The organism is Pseudomonas sp. LBUM1673 (assembly GCF_059695645.1).
Map to the genome: position 1 here is coordinate 691,462 of NZ_CP166780.1, position 22,421 is coordinate 713,882.

Genomic DNA, 22,421 nt, shown 5'->3' on the forward strand with positions numbered 1-22,421 from the left:
AAAGGCCCTAGGAACGGAACAGACGGCTGTACTGGCGCTCATGGGCCATGCACGCCAGGGACAGGCCGAAAGCGGCGCTGCCAGAGTGTTCGGGGTTGATTCGGGTGGCGTTTTGCTGCGCCTGTTGCAGCAATGGCAGCAGTTCGCTGGTCAGGCGCTGGGCGGCTTGCTGACCCAGGGGCAGGGTTTTCATCAGCACTGCCAATTGATTTTCCAGCCAGCTCCAGAGCCAGGCGGCCAGCGCATCTTGCGGGCTGATTTGCCAGGCGCGAGCGGCCAGCGCCCATCCGAGGGCCAGGTGCGGTTCAGGGCATTGCTCGAGAAAGGTCCGGGCTGGCGCATCCAGTTCCGGCAAGCCGTTGAGCAGTTGCTTCAACGAATAACCCATCTGCCGGCTTTCTTGATGCAGCTCGCGAGTTTCGCGGCTGGCGCGATGTTCTTCGCAGCGTTGCAACAGTTCGGCCCAGTTTTCTTCGGCCGCAGCGGTGCAATGAGCGAGCAGCAGTGGGGCTTCGAAACGCGCCAGGTTCAGCAGCAACTGGTCGCTGATCCAACGCCGCGCGCTGTCGGGATCGTTCACGCGAGCGTTATCCACAGCCATCTCCAAACCCTGGGAATAGCTGTAGCCGCCAATCGGCAGCTGCGGGCTGGCCAGACGCAACAGCGCCCAGGCTGGGTTCATAAACGTACGCCGAATTGGTGCAGTTTCGGCGGGTAGTTGAAATCCTCGTCGCCATGCCGCGAATGGTGATGGCCACCGCCATAGGCGCCATGTTCCGGCTGGAACGACACTTCGATGTTCTCGACCTTGGCACCAAGCTGTTCGAGCATGGCCTTGAGTACGTAATCGTCGAGCAAGCGCAACCAGCCATCACCGACCTGCAAGGCCACATGCCGGTTGCCCAGGTGATAGGCCGCGCGGGTCAGTTCAAAGGCGTTGGCGCAAGTGACATGCAGCAGTTGTTCGGGGCGAGCGCAGACGCGAACGACGCGCCCGTCTTCGGCTTGCAGGCATTCGCCGTCATACAGCGGCGGCTGACCGCGCTCCAAAAACAACCCGACGTCTTCACCCTCGGCACTGAAACAGCGCAAGCGGCTTTTGCTCCTGGCTTCGAAGGTCAGGTGCAACTCGGCGGCCCAGACGGGTTGAGGGTCGATTCTGCGATGAATCACCAGCATCGGAAGGCTTCCAGCAATGAACAATGTTCAGGCTAGAGCAAGGGGCTTGCCAATCGGGTGATACGTGGGAAATGCCTGTCGGCGCGAAGGGGGTGATTCAGGATGTTGCATGATATTGATTGAAGTTGGTGCGAGAGGGGTTGTTGCGCACCAAAATGCAGCGCGACTGATTGGGTGGGAGCGGGCTTGCTTGCGAAGGCGGTGTGCCAGGCAACATTGATGTCGACTGACACTCCCTCTTCGCGAGCAAGCCCGCTCGCACAGGGGAATTGTTTACTCGGTACTGCCGAGTCCCTGCCAATGCTTCAATCCAATGAAGATAAACCGCAATTGCTGGGTAATTTTCGCCTGAGGCGTCAGATGTTCCGGCAACGCCTGCGCGGGCGGATCGATGATGTCCGGCAAGGTCGCGAACACGCTTTTGACGATCAGATCAGCAATGACGCTCAATCCGTCGATGTCCAGGTGTTGCAGCTTCGGCATCAGCGACAAGTCGGCCGCCAGGTCCGAGCTGATGTCTTCGCGCAAGCGGCCAATGGCCTGGCGCACTGGCAGCGAACCGCCGTACTGCTCGCGGGCAAGAAACAGAAATTGCGAGCGATTGGCCGTGACCACGTCGAGAAAGATTCGTACCGAGGCATCGATGATGCCGCCCATGACGAACTCGTTATGGCGTACCAGGCGGATGGTTTCGCGGAAGGTCTGGCCGACTTCGCTCACCAGCACCAGGCCCAGTTCGTCCATATCGGCGAAATGCCGGTAGAAACCGGTGGGCACGATCCCGGCGGTTTTGGTCACTTCGCGCAAGCTCAGGCTGCCGAATCCTCGGCCGCTTTCCATCAGGTGTCGGGCAGCGTCCATCAGGGCGTTGCGGGTCTGTTGTTTCTGTTCGGCGCGGGGCAGCATCGCAAGGGTGTTTTCTGGACAGGGACAGCGGCGCACTCTAACAAATCGGCTTCGCTGGCGTCGAACGACTATCGGGGGATCTCGCGGAGAAATGCAGCTTCTATTAAAGTCAAAAGCCCAATCCGAGGATTGGGCTTTTTTTCAGGGCCGCCATGGGCTTAGCTCACAGCGCTGTTGCGTTCGATCACACGGTCACCACCACCTTCAGCCAGGGTTTGGCCTTGAGGGGTACGGTCGGAACCGTCAGCAGCCAGGGTTTGGCCTTGAGGGGTACGGTCGGAACCGTCAGCAGCCAGGGTTTGGCCTTGAGGGGTACGGTCGGAACCGTCAGCAGCCAGGGTTTGGCCTTGAGGGGTACGGTCGGAACCGTCAGCAGCCAGGGTTTGGCCTTGTGGGGTGCGGTCGGAACCGTCAGCAGCCAGGGTTTGGCCTTGTGGAGTGCGGTCTGAACCATCAGCAGCAACGGTTTGGCTGAGTACAGATTGGTTGTCTTTCACTTGTGGAGTGGCTTGATCAGCGGCCGGCAAAGCAAAAGCGGTGCTGGCTAACATCGAGAGGGTCAGGCTAAGCAGTAATTCGCGTTTCATGATGAGTTGCTCCTTGGGAGGGCGGTAAAGTGGGTACGAGAACAATGCTACTCCCGATAAGTCGATATAAAAGTTCATAAACGCAATGGTAATAATCAACAGAATTGATTGTTCAGTTGAAAGGCTCTAGAACGGGCGTTTCCGGCGGGGGTTTTTGCACTGAGGTGGGTATTTTTGACTCACTTTTGCCTCCCGAAAGTGCGGAGTCGGTAACGCCCAAAAGGATGAGGCGGGGCTAATCTCAGTCAGTTAAGGCGCGGAACCTGTGGGAGCGCTTAACTGACTGGCATTAGGGGGCGGGTCGGCTTATTTGCGTCCGAATCGGCCTTTGGGTTAAACCTGCGGGCCATTTTCCAGTCGTACATTTCATGGCAGGCCCGTTCTGGCCTAACGTTTCATAGATGCGTCGCTGTCGGGGCGCTCAGTCGTATTCAGGAGCCCTGTGCAATGACGCGCACTCGTAAAATTCTCGCCTGGACCTTCGCCAGCCTCGTTGTCCTGCTGGCCATCCTGGTGCTGATCATCGCGTTCTTCGATTGGAACCGGATCAAACCGCCCCTGAACGCCAAAGTATCCGAAGAACTGCATCGCCCATTCGCCATCAATGGCAACCTTGCGGTGGTCTGGCAGCGTGAGCCCGACGAGGGTGGCTGGCGGGCTTGGGTGCCGTGGCCGCACGTGGTGGCCGAGGACCTGAGCCTGGGCAACCCGGACTGGTCGAAGCAACCGCAGATGGCCGGCCTCAAGCGCGTCGAACTGCGTATTTCGCCTCTGGCCTTGCTGGCGCAGCGGGTGGTGATCCCGCGCATCGACCTGACCGAACCCAATGCTGACCTGCAGCGTCTGGCCGACGGTCGCGCCAACTGGACGTTCAAGTTCGACCCTAAAGACCCGAACACCGAGCCTTCGAACTGGGTGCTGGACATCGGTGCCATCGGCTTCGACAAGGGCCACGTCACGCTCGATGACCAGAGCCTGAAGACTCGGCTCGACTTGCTCATCGATCCGTTGGGTAAACCGATTCGGTTCAGCGACATCGTCGGCGACAAGGCAGCAAAAACCGCGTTTGAGAAGGGCGGCTCGCCGCAGGATTATGCGTTCGCGTTGAAGGTCAAAGGCCAATACCACGGCCAGAATCTCGTGGGCCAGGGCAAGATTGGTGGCCTGCTGGCATTGCAGGACGCCACCAAGCCGTTCCCGCTTCAGGCGCAAATAAAGATCGCTGATACCAGCGTCGAACTGGCCGGCACGTTTACCGATCCATTGAACCTCGGCGCCCTGGACTTGCGCCTGAAACTGGCTGGTGCCAGCCTGGGTAATCTTTATCCACTGATCGGTGTAACGCTGCCGGATACTCCACCTTATGCCACCGACGGGCATTTGATCGCCAAGCTGCATGAGCCGGGCGGGGCGGTGTACCGCTATGAGGGCTTCAACGGCAAGATCGGCGAGAGTGATATCCACGGCAATCTGACCTATGTCGCGAGCCAGCCACGGCCCAAGCTCAGCGGGGCGCTGGTGTCCAATCAATTGCTGTTTGCCGACCTGGCCCCGCTGATCGGCGCCGACTCCAATGGCAAGCAAAAGGCCCGCGGTGGTGAAAGCAAGCAGCCGACGGACAAGGTGCTGCCGGTCGAGGAGTTCAAAACCGAGCGCTGGCGCGACATGGACGCCGACGTTGAATTCACCGGCAAGCGCATCGTCCACAACGAAAAACTGCCGTTCAACGATCTCTACACTCATTTGGTGCTGACCGATGGGGTGCTCAGCCTCGAGCCCCTGCGTTTCGGCGTGGCTGGGGGCAATCTGGATGCACAGATTCGTCTGAACGGGCGCACCGAACCTTTAGAGGGCCAAGCCAAACTGACCGCGCGCAAGTTCAAGCTCAAGCAGCTGTTTCCCACTTTTGAAGTCATGAAAACCAGTTTCGGTGAGCTCAACGGCGACGCCGACCTGACCGGTCGGGGCAACTCGGTGGCCAAACTGCTGGGCACTGCCGACGGCAATCTGAAGATGCTGATGAATGACGGCGCTATCAGTCGCGAGTTGATGGAATTGGCGGGGCTCAACGTCGGCAACTATGTGGTCGGCAAGATATTTGGCGACAAGGAAGTGAAGATCAACTGCGCGGCGGCGGATTTCGGCATCAAGGCCGGTCTGGCGACCACGCGGCTGTTCGTCTTCGATACCGAGAACGCGATCGTCTACATCGATGGCACCGCGAACATGGCGACCGAGCAACTGGACCTGACCATCACCCCGGAATCCAAGGGCTGGCGCTTGATTTCGTTGCGTTCGCCGCTGTATGTGCGGGGCAAGTTCATCAAACCGGATGCCGGCGTGAAAGCGGTACCGCTGATGCTGCGTGGGGCCGGGATGGTGGCATTGGGTGTGATTGCCGCGCCGGCGGCGGGCTTGCTGGCACTGATAGCGCCGAGCGGTGGCGAGCCGAATCAGTGTGCGCCGTTGCTGGAGCAGATGAAGGCGGGCAAGGCGCCGGTGACGGTCAAGCCTACAAAGTAATCGGGTGTCTGTGATGACGCCTTCGCGGGCAAGCCCGCTCCCACATTAGACCGCGATCAAATGTGTGTGCGGGCTTGCTCGCGAAAGCGGTCTGGCAGGCGCTACAAATCTTTCAGAAGGTCGGCCATGTCATCGGCATGCTCTTCTTCCTGAGCCAGGATGTCTTCGAAGATGCGCCGGGTAGTCGGGTCTTTTTCGCCGACGTACTGGATGATTTCACGGTAGCTGTCGATGGCGATGCGCTCGGCGACCAGGTCTTCATAGACCATCTCTTTGAGCGTATTACCGGCTACGTATTGGGCATGGGACATCGTGGACAGCAGGTCAGGGTTGAATTCCGGTTCTCCACCCAGTTGCACGATGCGTGCGGCCAGTCGGTCGGCGTGTTGGGCTTCCTGGGTCGCGTGTTCGAGGAACTCGTCGGCGGCGACATGGGCTTTCAGGCCGTTGGCCATGAAGTAGTGACGCTTGTAGCGCAACACGCAGACCAGTTCGGTGGCCAGCGATTCGTTGAGCAGGCGCAGCACTTCTTCGCGGTTAGCGCCGTAGCTTTCGGTCACGGCGCCGTTCTCGACGTTCTGGCGGGCCCGTTCGCGAAGGGTGGTTACATCAGACAAATGCATGTCGCTCATCTCGGTCTCCTGGAGGCTGATCCGGTTTGCGTCACTCTCTGGAGAAGTGATCGCTACCAGGTTGTGAGTGATGAGCTCGGTGAAAAGTTTTATGTAATTTGCCAATCGCCGGCAGGGCTTGAGCGATCAAGCCAATGCATGTCAGTTAACGCAATCCATGTGGGAGCGGGCTTGCTCGCGAAGGCGGTGTGCCAGGCAACATTGATGTCGACTGATACTCCCTCTTCGCGAGCAAGCCCGCTCCCACAGGTTTTACGCCCTAACTGACTGGCATCAGGGCATGCCCGGACAGCAACGCCTCCTCCTGCAACCACACAAAAAACGCCCGCACCGGCGGATGTCGTTCACGGCCCGGTACGCACAGTGCGCTGTATCCGGCCCCATTCACCTGAATGTCACCCCGATAAGCCACGAGCAAACCGTTGGCCACACTCTCCGACACCAGAATATTGCTCGCCAGCATCAGGCCTTGCCCGGCGATGGCGGCTTGCAGGGCGTAATGCTCTTCGTCGTATTCGCGCACCGCTGGCTGCCCGGTCAGCCAGGTTTCGCCGGACTGTGCACACCAGGCCTCCCAGCCGTGGGCGTAAAGTTTGGAGTTGTGCCAGCGCACGCTGATCAGGGTCGGTACCCGACTGGCCGCCAGGGCCACTTGTTCGGGCGAGCCATAGACCCCGAACGATTCGTCGAACAGGCACAGACCATACAGGTTCGGGTAATCGTCGAGGCTGTAACGCACCGCCAGATCGACACTGGCGTCCTGATGCAGATCGATGACTTCGCAGTGAGTGTCCAGCCGCAGGCTGATATTTGGATGTCGGGCATAAAACCGCCCCAGTCTCGGCACAAGCCAGAGGGCTGCGAAGGCGGCCGTGGTGGAGATCGTCAGGCTCGTGCCGCTGCGTTGCGGGCGCAAGGTATCGACACTCTGCGCCACTTCCAGCAGGGCGCCGTGAAGACTGCGGAACAGACGTTCGCCGCACGCGGTGAGACGCACTTGCCGTGGCAGTCGTTCGAACAGCGGCACGCCGAGCCAGTTTTCCAGGGCGCGGATCTGGTGGGAAACCGCCGTTGGCGTCACGGAGAGTTCTTCGGCGGCGGCTTTGAAGCTCAACAGGCGCGAGGCGGATTCGAAGGCGCGCAGTGCGGTCAGCGGCAACGAGGCAAACATTTAAAACTCCATGGATGAAATAAATTCATCCAGACTGATTTTTGTTCATTTGAAGAAGTGAGGCTGGCAGCTTCAAGCTGCAAGCCACAAGCAGTTTGAGTTTAGTCTTCAAGGAGATTCAGATGAACAGAATTCTTTCCATTCACGCCAGCCCCCGTGGCGAACGTTCTCATTCGCGGCGTTTGGCCGAGGTGTTTCTTTCGGCCTGGCAGGTCCGCCACCCGCAATCGCAACTGACGCGCCGTGAAGTCGGCCGGGCGTTGATCCCGCCCGTTAACGAAGCGTTTGTGGCGGCCGCTTTTCATCCGGAACCTGAAGCACGACCACTGTCGATGCAGGCCGATCTGGCATTCAGCGATGAGTTGGTGGGGGAATTGCTCGGCCATGATCTGTTGGTGATTTCCACGCCGATGTACAACTTCAGCGTGCCCAGCGGCCTCAAGGCCTGGATCGACCAGATTGTGCGACTCGGGCGGACGTTCAATCACACCCTGGACAATGGCGTCGCTCAGTACGAACCGCTGGTGCAGGGCAAGAAGGCGTTGATCGTCACCAGCCGCGGCGGGTTCGGCTTCGGGCCGGGTGGTGAACTTGAAGCGATGAACCATGCCGATCCGTTTCTGCGCACGGCACTGGGGTTTATTGGCATCACTGACGTCACAGTCATTGCGGCCGAGGGCGAAGAGTCCGCCGAGCGTACCTTTCGGGTTTCCGTGGCCGAGGCCGAGCAGCGTTTGCTGACGCTGGCCAGGGCGTTCTAGATGGCCTGGTTGTTCTTGCTGATCGCCGCCGGGTTCGAGATCACCTTCGCCATGGGCATGAAGTACGCCGAAGGTTTCACCCGGCTCTGGCCTTCGGTGATGACGGTGGTGGCCGCGGTGGGCGGGATTTACTTCCTGACCCTGGCCATGCGCGACTTGCCGGTGAGCATCGCCTATCCGATCTGGACGGCCATCGGTTCACTGGGCACGGTGTTTCTCGGCTTTGCGTTGCTGGGCGAAAGCCTTACCGCGCTCAAGCTGGTGTCGGTCGGGTTGATTGTGGCGGGCCTGGTGGGGTTGAAGTAAGCGATGTCATAGACTGGTCGTTGAGTTGTCATCTTGGGTGACGATGCTTGGCCGGTGCCTTGCATCCGACCTTGCTTCATCTCACCGATCACAAGGATGTTCACCCATGTCGCAAGGTTCCGCCACGCGTTACCCCTTGGTGCTGGTCCCGGGAATGCTCGGGTTTATCCGTCTGCTGCTCTATCCCTATTGGTACGGAATCATTTCGGCGCTGCGCCGGGATGGGGCGACCGTGATTGCGGTGCAGGTCTCGCCGCTCAACTCCACCGAGGTGCGCGGCGAGCAATTGCTGGCACGGATCGAGGAGATTCTGCACGAAACCGGGGCCGAGAAGGTCAACCTGATCGGCCACAGCCAGGGCTCGCTGACCGCCCGTTACGCCGCGGCAAAACGCCCGGACCAGGTGGCCTCGGTGACCTCGGTGGCGGGGCCGAATCATGGTTCGGAGCTGGCGGACCATCTGCACACCCATTACCCGGCAGACAGCGTCAAGGGCCGGCTGCTCAGCTTTTTTCTTTGGCTGATCAACGCGTTGATGTGCCTGCTGGAAACCGGCTATCGCGGGCCGAGACTGCCGGTGGATATCCCGGCTTCGCACCAATCGCTGACCACGGCAGGCGTGGCCCTGTTCAACCAACGTTATCCCCAGGGCCTGCCTGACACTTGGGGCGGGCACGGCCCGGAAGTGGTCAATGGCGTGCGCTATTACTCCTGGTCTGGAACCTTGCAGCCGGGCAAAACCGATCGCGGGTGCAACCTGTTCGACGGCACTAATCGCAGTTGCCGGTTGTTTGCCAGGACCTTTGTGCGTGAAGCGGGGCATTGCGACGGGATGGTCGGGCGTTACAGCTCGCATCTGGGGACGGTGATTGGTGATCAATACCCGATGGACCACTTCGATATCGTCAATCAATCGCTGGGGTTGGTGGGCAAGGGCGCCGAGCCGGTGCGGTTGTTTGTCGAGCATGCGGCGCGGTTGAAGGCGGCGGGAGTTTAGTCCCCTGTGGCGAGGGAGCTTGCTCCCGTTGGGCTGCGAAGCAGCCCCATATTGCGACCGCTTCGCGCTCGAGCGGGAGCAAGCTCCCTCGCCACAAAGGGTTACGCGCGGCCAAGCACGGTGGTCCACCGCTCGGACAAAATCACCCCGCCCAACGTCAATACCCCACCCACCAGGTGATACAGCGCCAACTGCTCATGCAGCACCACCGCCGCAATCAGCGCCGTAATCAACGGCAGCAAATTGAAAAACAGCGTGGTCCGGCTCGGCCCCAGGCGCACCACGGCCTGCATCCACGCCAGCGGCGCAAGCATCGAGGCCAGCAGGCAGGCGTAGAGCACCAGTGGAATGTTGTGCAGGGTCGGGCCGATTTTCGGTGAGGCGAGAAACAGCGGAAACAGCACCACCACCGCGACCAGCACCTGCAAATACAACAACACCAGCGGCGGCAAGCGCAGCTGCCATTTTTTTAACAGAGTGCTGTAAATCGCATAAGCCAGCGTGGCGATCAGCATCATCGCGTCACCCAGGTTCACCCCGTGTTCCAGCAACGCGCCAAGGCTGCCGGACGACACCACCACCAAAACACCCGCAAACGACAGCACCGCACCGGCCAGTGCGCCGGCGGTCAGGCGTTGGCCGAGGCTGACCATCGCCATGGCCAGCGACATCAACGGCATCAGCGACAGAATGATCCCCATATTGGTGGCCGAAGTCAGCGTTGCAGCAAAGTAGGCCAGGCTCTGATAAACCGCCATGCCGAGCACGCCGAGGATGAAAATCCTGCCCAGGTTCGGGCGGATCAACGACCAGTGGGCGATCACCGGTTTAAGCATGAAAGGTGTGAACAGAATCCCGGCCAGCAGCCAGCGGTAGAAACCGATTTCGGCGGGGAAAATCGCGCCGACCGCGAGTTTGTTGATTACGGTGTTGCCAGCCCAAATGAAAATGGCCAGCAGGGGATAAGCGTATTGCATCGGGAAAAACCAGAACGTTGATGAAGGGTGATTATCCACCTGTCTGGATCAAAGCTTATACTTTGATCCAGACAATCTGCCTCTGATGCCGGACAGCATGAACAGTAAACACATCGACCTGCTGGATTTCAGCGAACTGCCGGCCCCGGTCTATTTTCGTTATGCCGACTTCAACGCCCACGAATACGCCTCGACCCACCATCACCCTTGGGGCACCCTCGAGTATTCGGCCAATGGGGTCTTGCACATGGAAATCGGCAGCCGCCGCTTCATGTCGCCGCCGCAATACGCGGTGTGGGTGCCGCCCGGGACCGAGCACAGTTTCTATAGCAATCAGCCGATCAACTATCGCGCGGTCTGCCTCGCGCCGACGTTGTGTCGCGATCTGCCGCAGCAGGCCTGCACCCTGGCGATCAGCGACATCCTCAAGGCGATCCTCAAGGACTTCGCCGCCCGCGATGTGAAAATTCCCGAGCACGATGCAGACAAGCGTCTGGCTCAAGTGCTGGTGGATCAACTGCAACAGGCGCCGGTGCATGAGTGTTACCTGCCCTACGCCAGCAGCCCCGGGCTGCTCGCAATCCTTGAAGCCTTGCAGACCGAGCCTGGGGATAACCGGCCGTTGGCGCACTGGGCCGCGCAAATTCATGTCAGCGAACGCACGTTGGCCCGGCAGTTTGTCCGCGAGCTGGGCATGAGTTTCGGGGAGTGGCGGCAACGGTTGCGGTTTCTGGCGGCGATCGAAGCGCTCGATAGCCAGCGCAGCATTCAGGAAATCGCCTTCGACATGGGCTACAGCACCGGCTCGGCATTCATTGCGATGTTTCAGCGTCAGGCCGGGTGCACGCCTGAGCAATATCGACGCAGCCACCTCGATAGCAGGTGAAGGTGTAACAGGCTTTGTCTACACTCCGAAACAAGGCCACATCCATCGGTGCGGTAACAAGGAGAAGATTCCATGAAGATGTTGCGTGCCCCGTTGTTGATGGTCGGTTTGCTGCTCTGCTCCCAGGGTTTCGCCGCCACTGCCCAACAGAACAAAATGACCACCTGCAATGCCGACGCTACCGCAAAAAGCCTCAAGGGTGACGAGCGTAAAGCCTTCATGAGCACCTGCCTCAAAGCCGCGCCGGCCGCCGATGCCGCCAAGCCCATGACACCTCAACAAGAAAAGATGAAAACCTGCAACGCCACCGCCGCCACCCAGGCGCTCACGGGTGATGCGCGCAAAACCTTCATGAGCGATTGCCTGAAGAAAAAATAAGCAGAGAGGTCAGATCGGGACGCTTTGTGGCGGTTGTGCTGGCCCCCTTCGCGAGCAAGCCCGCTCCCACACTGGATCTACTGTGAACACACTATCTGTGTGCGCCAGAGAATAAATGTGGGAGCGGGCTTGCTCGCGAAGGGGCCGGCAAAGTCGACCGACACAATCCCTAGTGCTCGCCCCGGAACGCTGGCAGACTGCCAATCCTTTTACGTCGTTCGTTTTGAGGCTGTATGTCAGCGTTTTCTCAGCGTCACGTCTTGTTGCTTATCAGTTGGCTCATCATTTTTGGCGGTTTACTGCTGGTGATCCCCCTGCGATTGCTACCCAGCCTGTTGGCCGGATTGTTGGTGTTCGAGCTGGTCAACATGCTCACACCGCAATTGCAGCGGCTGATCGAGGGGCGGCGTGCGCGCTGGCTGTCGGTGGCGTTGCTGGGGACATTGGTGGTCAGTGTGCTGACGCTGATCTTTGCCGGTGCGATCAGTTTTCTGCTGCACGAGGCGGAAAACCCCGGTGCTTCCCTCGACAAATTCATGGGTGTGGTCGACCGTGCGCGCGGGCAGTTGCCGCCGTTCATCGACGCTTATTTGCCGGCCAGTGCCGCCGAGTTTCGGGTGGCCATCGGCGAGTGGGTGAGCAAGCACCTCAGCGACTTGCAACTGGTGGGCAAGGACGCGGCGCACATGTTCGTGACGCTGCTGATCGGCATGGTGCTGGGGGCAATCATCGCCTTGCAGCGTGTACCAGATGTGACCAAACGCAAGCCCTTGGCTGCGGCGCTGTTCGACCGTTTGCACCTGTTGGTTCAGGCGTTTCGCAACATCGTGTTCGCCCAGATCAAGATTTCCCTGCTCAACACGTTCTTCACCGGGATTTTCCTCGCGGTGGTCCTGCCGATGTTCGGGATCAAGCTGCCGCTGACCAAAACCCTGATCGTGCTGACCTTCCTGCTCGGCTTGTTGCCGGTGATCGGCAACCTGATGTCGAACACCTTGATCACCATTGTCGGCCTGTCGCTGTCGATCTGGGTGGCGGTGGCGGCGTTGGGTTACCTGATTGTTATCCACAAGCTTGAATACTTCCTCAACGCGCGCATCGTCGGCGGGCAGATCAGTGCCAAGTCGTGGGAGTTGCTGCTGGCAATGCTGGTGTTCGAAGCCGCGTTCGGCCTGCCGGGGGTGGTGGCGGGACCGATTTACTACGCGTATCTGAAGAGTGAGTTGAAGCAGGTGGGGATGGTTTGATTCGGTGTTGATCTAATTGTGGCGAGGGAGCTTGCTCCCTCTGGGCCGCGAAGCGGCCCCCCTTTATCCCCAAAAAGAGGGGACTGCTACGCAGTCCAACGGGAGCAAGCTCCCTCGCCACAGGGTTTCGGTCAGGCCAACGTGCCGTAGCGCTTCATCGCCTCGATCGCCAACCCACTACCGATGCTGCCGAAGATGTTCCCTTCCACATGCTGCGCATTCGGCAACATCGCCGAGACGCTGTTGCGCAACGCCGGAATCCCGCTCGAACCGCCGGTGAAGAACACTGTGTCCACCTGATCGACCCGCACATTGGCGTCGTTCAACAATTGGGTGACGCTGTTGCGCACGCGCTCCAGCAGGTTGTCGATGGCCGATTCGAACAGTGCCCGGCTCAACTCCACGCTCAAACCCGGCTCGATACGGTCCAGCGGCACATGGCGGCTGTCGGCGTGGGTCAGCTGGATCTTGGTTTCTTCCACTTCCATGGCCAGCCAGTGCCCGGCGCGTTGGTCGATCAGCTTGAACAGGCGATCGATGCCGCCGGTGTCTTCGATGTCGTAGCGCATGCTGCCCAGCGCCAGGGTCGACTTCTGCGAGTACACAGAGTTGATGGTGTGCCAGGTCGCCAGGTTCATGTGGTGGCTGGTTGGCATATAAGCGCCGCTCTTCATCCGGCTGCCATAGCCGAACAGCGGCATCAGGCCTTGCAGGCTCAGCTGCTTGTCGAAATCGGTCCCGCCGATGTGCACGCCGCCGGTGGCGAGAATGTCGTCGTGACGGTTGTCGTGGTTACGACGCTCAGGGGACAGGCGCACCAGCGAGAAGTCAGACGTACCACCGCCGATGTCGACGATCAGTACCAGCTCTTCCTTTTCGATGGTCGACTCATAGTCGAACGCCGCCGCAATCGGCTCGTACTGGAACGAGACCTCCTTGAAGCCGATGGCGCGGGCCACATCCACCAGGGTGTTTTCCGCTTCCTGGTCGGCCAGTTCGTCGTCATCGACGAAAAACACCGGGCGGCCCAGCACCACTTCCTCGAACTCCCGACCGGCGGCAGCTTCGGCGCGCTTCTTCAACTGGCCGATGAACAGCCCGAGCAGGTCCTTGAACGGCATCGCCGTGCCCAGGACGCTGGTGTCGTGCTTGATCAGTTTGGAACCCAGCAGGCTCTTGAGCGAGCGCATGAGCCGGCCTTCATAACCTTCCAGGTACTCGTGCAGCGCCAGCCGGCCGTACACCGGGCGGCGTTCTTCCATATTGAAAAAGACCACCGAGGGCAGGGTGATCTTGTCGTCCTCCAGCGCGATCAGCGTTTCCATGCCGGGGCGCAGCCAGCCGACGGTGGAGTTGGACGTGCCGAAGTCGATACCACAGGCACGGGCTGGAGATGCGTTTTTCATGTCTTTCGAGTTCCGGTTAAAAAACGGCCGCGCAGTGTATGTCAGTGCGGCGAAGATTCGAAGGCCGACTATCTGTTAAATCGCAGCGATCAGCGCTTGAAAGATGGCCCATCACCCCCAAACTCCCCTGCATAGGCTTGGCAGCCCTCAGGGCGACTGCAAGAACCGCGCCCGCTGCCGATAAACTTCTGATGCGCTGCCCGGTCTCAAAATTGAGATTGGTCAATCCAGACGCTGCAAACAAGAGCATGCTGTGCCGAGCTGCGCGATTTCGATAATGGATGGTGATTCCCTCGATGGACTTCAAAGACTATTACAAGATTCTCGGTGTGGAGCCGACCGCGGACGATAAGGCGATCAAGGCCGCCTATCGAAAGCTGGCGCGCAAATACCACCCCGACGTCAGCAAGGAAAAGGACGCCGAGGCCAAATTCAAGGATGCTTCGGAAGCCTATGAAGCGCTGAAAAGCGCCGATAAGCGCGCCGAATACGACGACTTGCGCAAATACGGCCACCACGGCCAGCCCTTTCAGGGCCCGCCGGGTTGGCAGAGCCGCGGTGGTTTCGGTGGCGGTGGTCAGGACACGGGCGATTTCTCGGACTTTTTCAGTTCGATTTTCGGCAACCGTGGTCCGGGTTTCGGTGGTGGTGGGCGGTCGGGCCATAGCGCCGGGCGTCGAGGGCAAGACGTGGAAATGGAATTACCGGTTTTTCTGGAAGAAACCCTCTCGACCGAATCGAAGAAGGTCAGTTTCCAGGTGCCGCAGTACAACGCTGCCGGCCAGCATGTCAGCAACACCAGCAAAAGCCTGAACGTGAAGATCCCCGCCGGCGTGACCGACGGCGAGCGTATCCGCCTCAAGGGCCAGGGCGCGCCAGGCATCGGTGGCGGGGCCAATGGCGACCTGTACCTGACCATTCGTTTTGCGCCGCACCCCAAATTCGACGTCGAAGGCGAGAACCTGATCATCACCTTGCCGCTGGCGCCGTGGGAGCTGGCCCTGGGAACTGAAGTCGCGGTGCCGACCCTGACCGGCAAGATCAACCTCAAGGTTCCGGCCGGCAGCCAGAATGGCCAACGTATGCGCGCCAAGGGCCACGGTCTGCTGCACAAGGCCGGCCATCGTGGCTACCTGTTCGTGCAGCTCAAGGCAGTGATGCCGAAAAAACTCGACCATGACGTCAAAGAATTGTGGGCGGAACTGGCGAAGAAAGCCGCTTTCGATCCGCGAGAGAACTTTTGATTTTGAGATAAGGAGTAGCCAATCATGAGCGACCCCGTGATCGTTCTACTGGACCTGGCAGAATTCTGTGAGGCGACCGAGTTGTCGGACGTGCACGTGTTCGAGATCGTCGAACACGGCATCCTCGAACCACAGGGAGCACTGCCCGAGGATTGGCGCTTCACCGACTATGAACTGGCGCTGGCCAAGCGCGCCGCCAAGCTGCGGCGGGACCTGGAGCTGGAATGGGAAGGCGTCGCCCTGGCGCTGGACCTGCTTGAAGAGGTCCGGCAACTGCGGGCCGAGAACCGCATGCTCAAGCAGCGGTTGGGGCGGTTGGTGGTCGAGTAGCTGTAAACACTACCTGTGGCGAGGGGGCTTGCCCCCGTTGGGTTGCGAAGCAGCCCCAAAAACTAATGCCCCCGCATTTCATCAAGCCCATCTCATTCTCAGGAATTGCGACCGCTTCGCGGTCGAACGGGGGCAAGCCCCCTCGCCACAGGGCCTCACACCTTCCTGGGCAACACCACGGTAAACAGCGTGCCATCGGTCTCATTGGAACTGACTTCAATCGTCCCCTGATGGGCCTTGACCACTTCCTTGACGATGAACAGCCCCAGACCGAGGCTGGTGGTCGGCCCGCCGAGCGCTTCGTCGGCACTGCGTACCAGCGGATCGAAAATCGTGGCGATCGCTTCGGGTGGAATCGGCGCACCGTCGTTGTGCACCGTGAGCCGAACGCTGTCCGCTTCGCCCCTGAGAGTCAGTTTGACCGAGCTGTTGTCTGAACCGTGCTGCAAAGCATTGCCAATCAGATTTTGCAGCATCTGATCGAGCCTTCGGCTATCCCACACACCTTGGGTATCGCCTTCGACGCTCAGTGTCGGATCGCATTGCGGATGAGCGGCGCAGGCGTGGGTAATCGCTTCACGCGCCGCATCGGCCAGATCCATGGGCGCGGGTTCGATCGGCAGGCTCTTGCCCAGGCGACTGCGGACCAGCTCCAGCAAATCGCTGACCATCACCGCCATGTGGCGAGTACCACGCTTGATGTGGAGCGCACAGGTCAATGCGTCGCCCTCAAGGGTGGTTTTGCGCATCAGCATTTCGGTGGACATGCTCACCGCTTGCAGCGGTGCGCGCAGGTCATGGCCCAGGATCGCCAGAAAGATGTCCCGGGAGTGATTGACCTGCTCGGCATAGGCCGCGGTAGATTCGGCCAGGGCTTCGTCGATGGCTTCGTTGAAGCGGATCATGTCCTGGAAGTAGGCGATGTCGGGGGATTCCAGACTGTCGACCCACAAACGGATCACACAAGCGCGCAAATGGCGAAATTCGCTGGTCATCTGCACCAGGTCGAAACCCACGGTATGCCGCAGCTCGCCATGGCTGGCACCGGCTTCGTCCAGGCTCGGGTTCTTCTCCAGACCTTTGCCCCTGGCTTTTGCCAGTTGTTCGCTGGCGGACTGGGGGGTGCTCATGTCCCGTGCGGCGGCCAGCAGGATCGCTTTTGAGTGATCGCGCAGGGCCATGCTGTCCATGTTCTCGGCGGCTGGGGTAATGGTTTTGGCGAATTGCTCCCATTCATCGACGATACGGTCTACGTTCTGAACGATGAAATCACTGAGGCGCATGGGCGATTACCTTAAGCGCAAAGGGCAGGGGGCGCATCTTAGCCCCATATGGACGATAGCAAATACTCGGGCAGACGCGCGGGGCTGTATGCATTTGTGGTGAGGGGGCTTGCCTTAATGCCAGTCAGTCAAGCCGCTCCCACATGGACTTCGCTTAACTGACTGGCATCAGGCTTGGCTTGGGCAGCCCTTCGCCACAGGGTTTCAGAGAATCTAGAACAGGAAGTAACGCTGCGCCATTGGCAATACATCCGCCGGCTCACACCAGAGCAACACACCGTCGGCCTTGACCTGATACGTCTGCGGATCGACATCGATGTTCGGCAGGTAATCGTTGTGGATCAGGTCGGTTTTCTGCACGTCGCGACAGCCTTTGACCACGGCGATTTTCTTCTTCAGGCCCAGGGCTTCGGGCAAACCGGCTGCCTGTGCCGCCTGGCTGATAAACGTCAGGCTGGTGGCGTGCAGTGAGCCGCCGTAACTGGCGAACATCGGGCGGTAATGCACCGGTTGCGGCGTCGGGATCGAAGCGTTGGCGTCGCCCATCAGACTGGCTGCAATGGCACCGCCCTTGAGGATCAGCGTCGGTTTTACCCCAAAGAACGCTGGACGCCAGAGCACCAGGTCGGCCCATTTGCCCACCTCCACCGAGCCCACTTCATGGCTGATGCCGTGGGTGATCGCCGGGTTGATGGTGTACTTGGCGATGTAGCGTTTGGCGCGGAAGTTGTCGTTGCCTTCACCATCCTGAGGCAGCGGGCCGCGCTGTTTTTTCATCTTGTCGGCGGTCTGCCAGGTGCGCGTGATGACTTCACCGACCCGGCCCATGGCCTGGCTGTCGGAGCTGATCATCGAGAACGCGCCGAGGTCGTGAAGGATGTCTTCGGCGGCGATGGTTTCGCGGCGGATGCGGCTTTCGGCGAAGGCCACGTCTTCGGCAATGCTCGGGTCCAGGTGGTGGCAGACCATCAGCATGTCGAGGTGTTCGTCGATGGTGTTGCGGGTGAACGGCCGGGTCGGGTTGGTGGAACTCGGCAGTACGTTGGCAAAACCGCAGGCCTTGATGATGTCCGGGGCATGGCCGCCACCGGCACCTTCGGTGTGGTAGGTGTGAATGGTGCGACCTTTGAAGGCGGCGAGGGTGGTTTCGACGAAGCCGGACTCGTTGAGGGTGTCGGTGTGAATCGCCACTTGCACGTCGAACTGGTCGGCCACGGTCAGGCAGTTGTCGATGCTCGCCGGGGTGGTGCCCCAGTCTTCGTGCAGCTTGAGGCCGATGGCGCCGGCCTTGACCTGTTCGATCAACGGCTCCGGCAGGCTGGCGTTACCCTTGCCGGTGAGGCCGATGTTCATCGGGAACGCATCGGCGGCCTGGAGCATGCGCGCCAGATGCCAGGGCCCGGAGGTGCAAGTGGTGGCGTTGGTGCCGGTGGCCGGCCCGGTGCCGCCGCCGATCATGGTGGTGACGCCGCTCATCAGCGCTTCTTCGATCTGCTGCGGGCAGATGAAGTGGATGTGAGTGTCGATGCCGCCCGCGGTGAGGATCATGCCTTCACCGGCGATCACTTCGGTGCTGGCGCCGACCGCAATGGTGACGTTGGGCTGGATGTCCGGGTTACCGGCTTTGCCGATGGCGGCGATGCGCCCGTCCTTGAGGCCGACGTCCGCCTTGACGATGCCCCAGTGGTCGATGATCAGGGCGTTGGTGATCAGGGTGTCGACCACTTCCGCGGCCAGTAACTGGCTTTGACCCTGACCATCGCGAATGACTTTGCCGCCGCCGAATTTCACTTCTTCGCCGTAGGTGGTGAAGTCCTGTTCCACTTCGATCCACAGCTCGGTGTCGGCCAGACGGACCTTGTCACCGACGGTGGGGCCGAACATGTCGGCGTAGGCTTGACGGGAGATCTTCATTCGTTCGCCTTGAGATTCAATTGGATTTGAGACCGCTCGCATAGCTCGCTTTTCGCGAGCAGGCTCGCTCCCACAGTTGATCGCATTCCAATGTGGGAGCGAGCCTGCTCGCGATGGGGCCAGTGCAGACACCGCATTAGTTACAGATCACCCATGATCCTCCCGGCAAACCCGAACACCCGGCGATGCCCGGCCAGGTCCACCAGCTCGACCTCGCGGCTCTGCCCCGGTTCGAAGCGCACGGCGGTGCCGGCGGGGATGTTCAGGCGCATGCCACGGCTGGCGGCGCGGTCGAAGGTCAGGGCGTCGTTGGTTTCGAAGAAGTGATAGTGCGAGCCGACCTGGATCGGCCGGTCACCGCTGTTAGCCACGTTCAGGCTGAGGGTACGGCGGCCGACGTTGAGTTCGATGTCGCCGGGCTGGATCTGATATTCACCGGGAATCATCAATGGGCTCCTTGGAGAATCTTGTAGTAAAGGGCGGTCGGTTTGTAACGGCCGCTCGGGTCGCAGGCGTAGTCGGGGATTTCGCCGGCGCGGGTGTAACCCAGGGCCTTGTAGAAGTCTTCGGCGGGGGAACCGGCCTCGGTGTCGAGGTAGAGCATGCCGCGCTTGTGCTGGCGGGCCGCGAGCTCCAGGGCATGCATCAACTGTTGGCCCAGGCCGCGACGACGGGCGTGCTCACGCACCAGCATTTTCTGCACTTCGGCGCGGTTCAGCCCATTGGCTTTCTGGCACAACGTCAGTTGCACACTGGCCTGCACCTGTTCGTCCTTGACCACCACCCACAGCAGCACGTTGCCTTTGTTCAGGTTCTCCTGGACTTCATCGAAATGGGCTCGGGCCTGGGTGGCATCCAGATCTGCCATGAACCCGACGCTGGCGCCATAGCCGACGGCGTCGAGCAGCAGATCAATCAAACCCTGACGATAGTGCGCAAAGCTTTCAACATTGACGCGGCGCAGTTGGGCGGCGTTCATGGGGTATCACTCCTTGTGGGCCCCGGGCGGCATGACGCCCGGGTCGAGAATCAGTTGCATGAAGGTCAGGTCCAGCCAGCGGCCGAACTTGGTACCCACCTGCGGCATTTGGCCGGTGACGACAAAACCGGCCCGATCGTGCAACCGGATCGAGGCGCCGTTACCACTTTCGATGGCGGCGACCATCACGTGTTTGTTGCAGCCTTTGGCGCGCTCGATCAGCGCTTCCATCAGTTGCGGCCCGAGGCCATTGCCCCGCTGGTCGTTGCGCACGTACACCGAATGCTCGACCGTGTGGCGGAAGCCGTCGAACGGCCGCCAGTCACCGAATGAAGCGTAGCCGAGTACGCTGTTATCGCCGTCGACGATCACCAGCACCGGATAGCCCTGGGTTTGCCGGGCGCTGAACCAGGCCTGGCGGTTGTCCAGGTCCACGGCCTGTTCGTTCCAGATCGCCGTGGTATTGAGCACGGCGTCGTTGTAGATGTCGCGGATCGCCGGCAGGTCGGCGTGCAGCGCATCGCGGATGTGGAAAGTCATGGCGCGGCCTCAGGCGATCGGTTGGTGAACGGTGACCAGTTTGGTGCCGTCGGGAAACGTCGCTTCGACCTGGATCTCCGGGATCATTTCCGGGATGCCTTCCATCACTTGTTCGCGGCTGAGCAGGGTGGTGCCGTAATGCATCAGCTCGGCCACGGTCTGGCCGTCACGCGCGCCTTCGAGCAGCGCCGCGGAAATGTAGGCCATGGCCTCCGGGTAATTGAGTTTCACGCCGCGAGCCAAACGCCGCTCGGCCACGAGGCCGGCGGTGAAGATCAGCAGCTTGTCTTTTTCGCGTGGGGTCAGGTCCATTGTTTGGAATCCATCTGGGCAGATAAAAAGGTATTCGGATTTGTGAACGAGTTACCTGTGGGAGCGAGCCTGCTCGCGATGAGGTCATCACATCCAGCGAAGATGTTGACTGTGCGATCGCCATCGCGAGCAGGCTCGCTCCCACATAAAAGCATCATTCAGGTGGCCCATATTCTGGGTGGGACGGCTTCTCGCCCCAGCAACGCCGGACGCAGCAACCGCCACAAATCAATCAGCCAACCACGTGCCAACAGCGCCTCACTGGCCAGGCATCGGGCGACCAAAAGCCCTGGCAGCTGCGTCAGATCTCCGCGCACATCATTGGGCAGCGAGCGGCACTTCTCCAGCAATTCGCTATCAATGTCACCCGTCACCAGCAACGTCGCAAACACCGGTTGGCCATCCAGCCCTATCGGCGAATCCAGCAAACCATCATTCCCGACAATGCGCTGGCGTTCGTGCCAGAGCAACTGGCCGTCGCGGCGGATATCCAGGTGCGCCTGAAAATGCCCGAGGTCGAAGCGCTCGCCACTTGCAGGGCGACCCAGCGCCACCACGTCCCAGTAGAACAGCCGGGCATCGCCCTCAAGGTCAATACTGGTGCTGAGTTCCGCCTGAGCGTCGCTGAAGATAATCGTCTCTTGCGGCAGCCACTCCAACGTAGCACCGGCGGCCACGCGCAGGTCGAGTTTCTGATAAGCCGGCCCGGCCGCGCGATACCACTTGGCGGCGCCGGGGCTGGTGATTTGCGCCCAGGCATCAGGGCCGACACTGGCCGAGATGTCCAGCCGATCACCCCCGGCAATCCCGCCCGGCGGGTGGACGATGATGTGCTGACACACCTCGGGGCCTTCGGCATACAGATGCTTCTGCACCCGCAGCGGGCCTTTGTGGCGGCGCTGCACCGGGCGCGTGCTGTCGCCGAAACGGGCGTAGCCGAGTTCCAGCTCGGCATGCCAACTGGGGGTGAACAGCGTGATGGGGGCAGGTAAATTCATGATTTCTATTTATCGTCAGAAGGCTGCAGGTTAGATCGTAACCAGTCCACGGACACCCTCGGCTTCCATATTTTCGCCGCGACCCTGTTGCACGATCTCGCCCCGGGACATTACCAGGTACTGATCGGCCAGCTCGGCGGCGAAATCGTAGAACTGCTCCACCAGCAATATCGCCATGTCGCCACGCGCTGCCAGCTGCTTGATCACCGCGCCGATTTCCTTGATCACCGACGGCTGAATGCCTTCGGTGGGCTCGTCGAGAATCAGCAGCCGTGGACGACTGGCCAGTGCTCTGCCGATCGCCAGTTGCTGTTGCTGACCACCGGACAAGTCACCGCCGCGCCGCTGTTTCATTTGCAGCAGCACCGGGAACAGCTCGTAAATGAACGCCGGGACTTCCTTCGCTTCAGAGCCGGGAAACCGCGACAGGCCCATCAGCAGGTTTTCTTCCACTGTCAGTCGGCCAAAAATTTCCCGGCCCTGAGGCACGTAAGCGATACCGGCATGCACCCGTTGGTGTGGCTTGAACGTGGTGATCGGTTTGCCTTCCCAGTTCACTGCGCCTTCTTTGGCCGGCAGCAAACCCATCAGGCATTTGAGCAGGGTGGTCTTGCCCACGCCGTTGCGCCCGAGCAGGCAGGTGACTTCGCCGACCTTCACCTCAAACGTCAGGCCCCGCAGAATGTGACTACCGCCGTAGTACTGGTGCAGCTTGTCGACTTGCAGCATGTTCAAAATTCCTTCTGTGTGACACGGCCGCCTTTGCCCTTGTAGGAGCGAGGCTTGCCCGCGAAGAACGATGACGCGGTCTCGCAGGTGAACCGAGGCGTCCCTTTCGCGGGCAAGCCTCGCTCCTACAGAAGCG

The 22,421-nt window shown here is 60.4% G+C and carries 25 protein-coding genes; 9 read left to right on the plus strand and 16 right to left on the minus strand.

The genetic code is table 11. The annotated features are described in order from the left end of the window. Positions 1-7: 7 nt before the first annotated feature. The 4 genes from ACA044_RS03060 to ACA044_RS03075 form a co-directional block, all read right to left on the minus strand. Positions 8-682 (minus strand): urease accessory protein UreF, encoded by a 675-nt coding sequence (locus tag ACA044_RS03060; RefSeq protein WP_497445100.1) that lies wholly within the window; start codon positions 680-682, stop codon positions 8-10. Next, on the minus strand, positions 679-1,179 hold the full coding sequence (gene ureE / locus ACA044_RS03065; RefSeq protein WP_497445101.1) for an urease accessory protein UreE: 501 nt from the start codon (positions 1,177-1,179) through the stop codon (positions 679-681). The genes ACA044_RS03060 and ureE overlap by 4 nt, the downstream gene beginning before the upstream one ends. Before the next feature lie 273 nt (positions 1,180-1,452). Next, entirely contained in the window at positions 1,453-2,085 is a 633-nt protein-coding gene (locus ACA044_RS03070) for a TetR family transcriptional regulator (RefSeq protein ID WP_497445102.1), read from the minus strand. Between the two features lie 158 nt (positions 2,086-2,243). Beyond that, the gene (locus tag ACA044_RS03075; RefSeq protein ID WP_497445103.1) at positions 2,244-2,672 is read right to left on the minus strand and encodes a hypothetical protein; all 429 of its coding nucleotides are present in this window, start codon (positions 2,670-2,672) and stop codon (positions 2,244-2,246) included. Between the two features lie 447 nt (positions 2,673-3,119). Here ACA044_RS03075 and ACA044_RS03080 point away from each other — a divergent pair, with 447 nt between their 5' ends. Then, on the plus strand, positions 3,120-5,195 hold the full coding sequence (locus ACA044_RS03080) for an AsmA family protein (RefSeq protein ID WP_497445104.1): 2,076 nt from the start codon (positions 3,120-3,122) through the stop codon (positions 5,193-5,195). 101 nt (positions 5,196-5,296) lie between these two features. On the opposite strand, the gene ACA044_RS03085 is transcribed toward ACA044_RS03080, so the two are convergent. Continuing rightward, entirely contained in the window at positions 5,297-5,827 is a 531-nt protein-coding gene (locus ACA044_RS03085; RefSeq protein WP_497445105.1) for a ferritin-like domain-containing protein, read from the minus strand. Positions 5,828-6,086: 259 nt separating this feature from the next. Then, positions 6,087-6,998, minus strand: coding sequence for a LysR substrate-binding domain-containing protein (locus ACA044_RS03090; RefSeq protein WP_497445106.1), 912 nt, complete (start codon positions 6,996-6,998; stop codon positions 6,087-6,089). Positions 6,999-7,120: 122 nt separating this feature from the next. Here ACA044_RS03090 and ACA044_RS03095 point away from each other — a divergent pair, with 122 nt between their 5' ends. From ACA044_RS03095 to ACA044_RS03105, 3 genes are all read left to right on the plus strand, one after another. Next, on the plus strand, positions 7,121-7,759 hold the full coding sequence (locus ACA044_RS03095) for an FMN-dependent NADH-azoreductase (protein ID WP_497445107.1): 639 nt from the start codon (positions 7,121-7,123) through the stop codon (positions 7,757-7,759). Further along, on the plus strand, positions 7,760-8,065 hold the full coding sequence (locus ACA044_RS03100) for a DMT family transporter (RefSeq protein ID WP_497445108.1): 306 nt from the start codon (positions 7,760-7,762) through the stop codon (positions 8,063-8,065). Positions 8,066-8,171: 106 nt separating this feature from the next. Next, positions 8,172-9,062, plus strand: a complete 891-nt coding sequence (locus ACA044_RS03105) for an alpha/beta fold hydrolase (RefSeq protein WP_497445109.1) — start codon at positions 8,172-8,174, stop codon at positions 9,060-9,062. 101 nt (positions 9,063-9,163) lie between these two features. On the opposite strand, the gene ACA044_RS03110 is transcribed toward ACA044_RS03105, so the two are convergent. Continuing rightward, entirely contained in the window at positions 9,164-10,039 is an 876-nt protein-coding gene (locus tag ACA044_RS03110) for a DMT family transporter (protein ID WP_497445110.1), read from the minus strand. A gap of 97 nt (positions 10,040-10,136) precedes the next feature. On the opposite strand from ACA044_RS03110, the gene ACA044_RS03115 reads away from it, so the two are divergent. From ACA044_RS03115 to ACA044_RS03125, 3 genes are all read left to right on the plus strand, one after another. Then, complete coding sequence (locus ACA044_RS03115) at positions 10,137-10,925, plus strand: AraC family transcriptional regulator (protein WP_497445111.1); 789 nt, start codon at positions 10,137-10,139, stop codon at positions 10,923-10,925. Between the two features lie 72 nt (positions 10,926-10,997). Then, positions 10,998-11,303 (plus strand): PsiF family protein, encoded by a 306-nt coding sequence (locus ACA044_RS03120; RefSeq protein ID WP_038978747.1) that lies wholly within the window; start codon positions 10,998-11,000, stop codon positions 11,301-11,303. Positions 11,304-11,536: 233 nt separating this feature from the next. Further along, positions 11,537-12,550: an AI-2E family transporter gene (locus ACA044_RS03125; RefSeq protein ID WP_497445112.1), complete on the plus strand. Its 1,014-nt coding sequence runs from the start codon at positions 11,537-11,539 to the stop codon at positions 12,548-12,550. A gap of 131 nt (positions 12,551-12,681) precedes the next feature. On the opposite strand, the gene ACA044_RS03130 is transcribed toward ACA044_RS03125, so the two are convergent. Continuing rightward, positions 12,682-13,956, minus strand: a complete 1,275-nt coding sequence (locus ACA044_RS03130) for an Hsp70 family protein (RefSeq protein WP_497445113.1) — start codon at positions 13,954-13,956, stop codon at positions 12,682-12,684. 296 nt (positions 13,957-14,252) lie between these two features. Here ACA044_RS03130 and ACA044_RS03135 point away from each other — a divergent pair, with 296 nt between their 5' ends. Beyond that, the gene (locus ACA044_RS03135) at positions 14,253-15,200 is read left to right on the plus strand and encodes a DnaJ C-terminal domain-containing protein (protein WP_497445114.1); all 948 of its coding nucleotides are present in this window, start codon (positions 14,253-14,255) and stop codon (positions 15,198-15,200) included. A gap of 24 nt (positions 15,201-15,224) precedes the next feature. Then, positions 15,225-15,530 carry a chaperone modulator CbpM gene (locus ACA044_RS03140; protein WP_497445115.1) on the plus strand — a complete coding sequence of 102 codons (306 nt, stop codon included), beginning with the start codon at positions 15,225-15,227 and terminating at the stop codon, positions 15,528-15,530. Positions 15,531-15,685: 155 nt separating this feature from the next. On the opposite strand, the gene ACA044_RS03145 is transcribed toward ACA044_RS03140, so the two are convergent. The 8 genes from ACA044_RS03145 to urtE form a co-directional block, all read right to left on the minus strand. Beyond that, on the minus strand, positions 15,686-16,813 hold the full coding sequence (locus ACA044_RS03145) for a sensor histidine kinase (protein WP_497445116.1): 1,128 nt from the start codon (positions 16,811-16,813) through the stop codon (positions 15,686-15,688). Positions 16,814-17,026: 213 nt separating this feature from the next. Continuing rightward, entirely contained in the window at positions 17,027-18,727 is a 1,701-nt protein-coding gene (ureC, locus tag ACA044_RS03150) for an urease subunit alpha (protein ID WP_497445117.1), read from the minus strand. 140 nt (positions 18,728-18,867) lie between these two features. After that, positions 18,868-19,173, minus strand: a complete 306-nt coding sequence (locus tag ACA044_RS03155) for an urease subunit beta (protein ID WP_497445118.1) — start codon at positions 19,171-19,173, stop codon at positions 18,868-18,870. Then, entirely contained in the window at positions 19,173-19,706 is a 534-nt protein-coding gene (locus ACA044_RS03160; protein ID WP_497445119.1) for a GNAT family N-acetyltransferase, read from the minus strand. The genes ACA044_RS03155 and ACA044_RS03160 overlap by 1 nt, the downstream gene beginning before the upstream one ends. Positions 19,707-19,712: 6 nt before the next feature. Then, positions 19,713-20,246, minus strand: a complete 534-nt coding sequence (locus ACA044_RS03165; RefSeq protein WP_497445120.1) for a GNAT family N-acetyltransferase — start codon at positions 20,244-20,246, stop codon at positions 19,713-19,715. A gap of 9 nt (positions 20,247-20,255) precedes the next feature. Beyond that, entirely contained in the window at positions 20,256-20,558 is a 303-nt protein-coding gene (ureA, locus tag ACA044_RS03170) for an urease subunit gamma (protein ID WP_007937143.1), read from the minus strand. Between the two features lie 158 nt (positions 20,559-20,716). Beyond that, on the minus strand, positions 20,717-21,556 hold the full coding sequence (locus tag ACA044_RS03175; protein ID WP_497445121.1) for an urease accessory protein UreD: 840 nt from the start codon (positions 21,554-21,556) through the stop codon (positions 20,717-20,719). A gap of 30 nt (positions 21,557-21,586) precedes the next feature. Beyond that, positions 21,587-22,285, minus strand: a complete 699-nt coding sequence (gene urtE / locus ACA044_RS03180; protein ID WP_007907370.1) for an urea ABC transporter ATP-binding subunit UrtE — start codon at positions 22,283-22,285, stop codon at positions 21,587-21,589. Between the last annotated feature and the right edge of the window lie 136 nt (positions 22,286-22,421).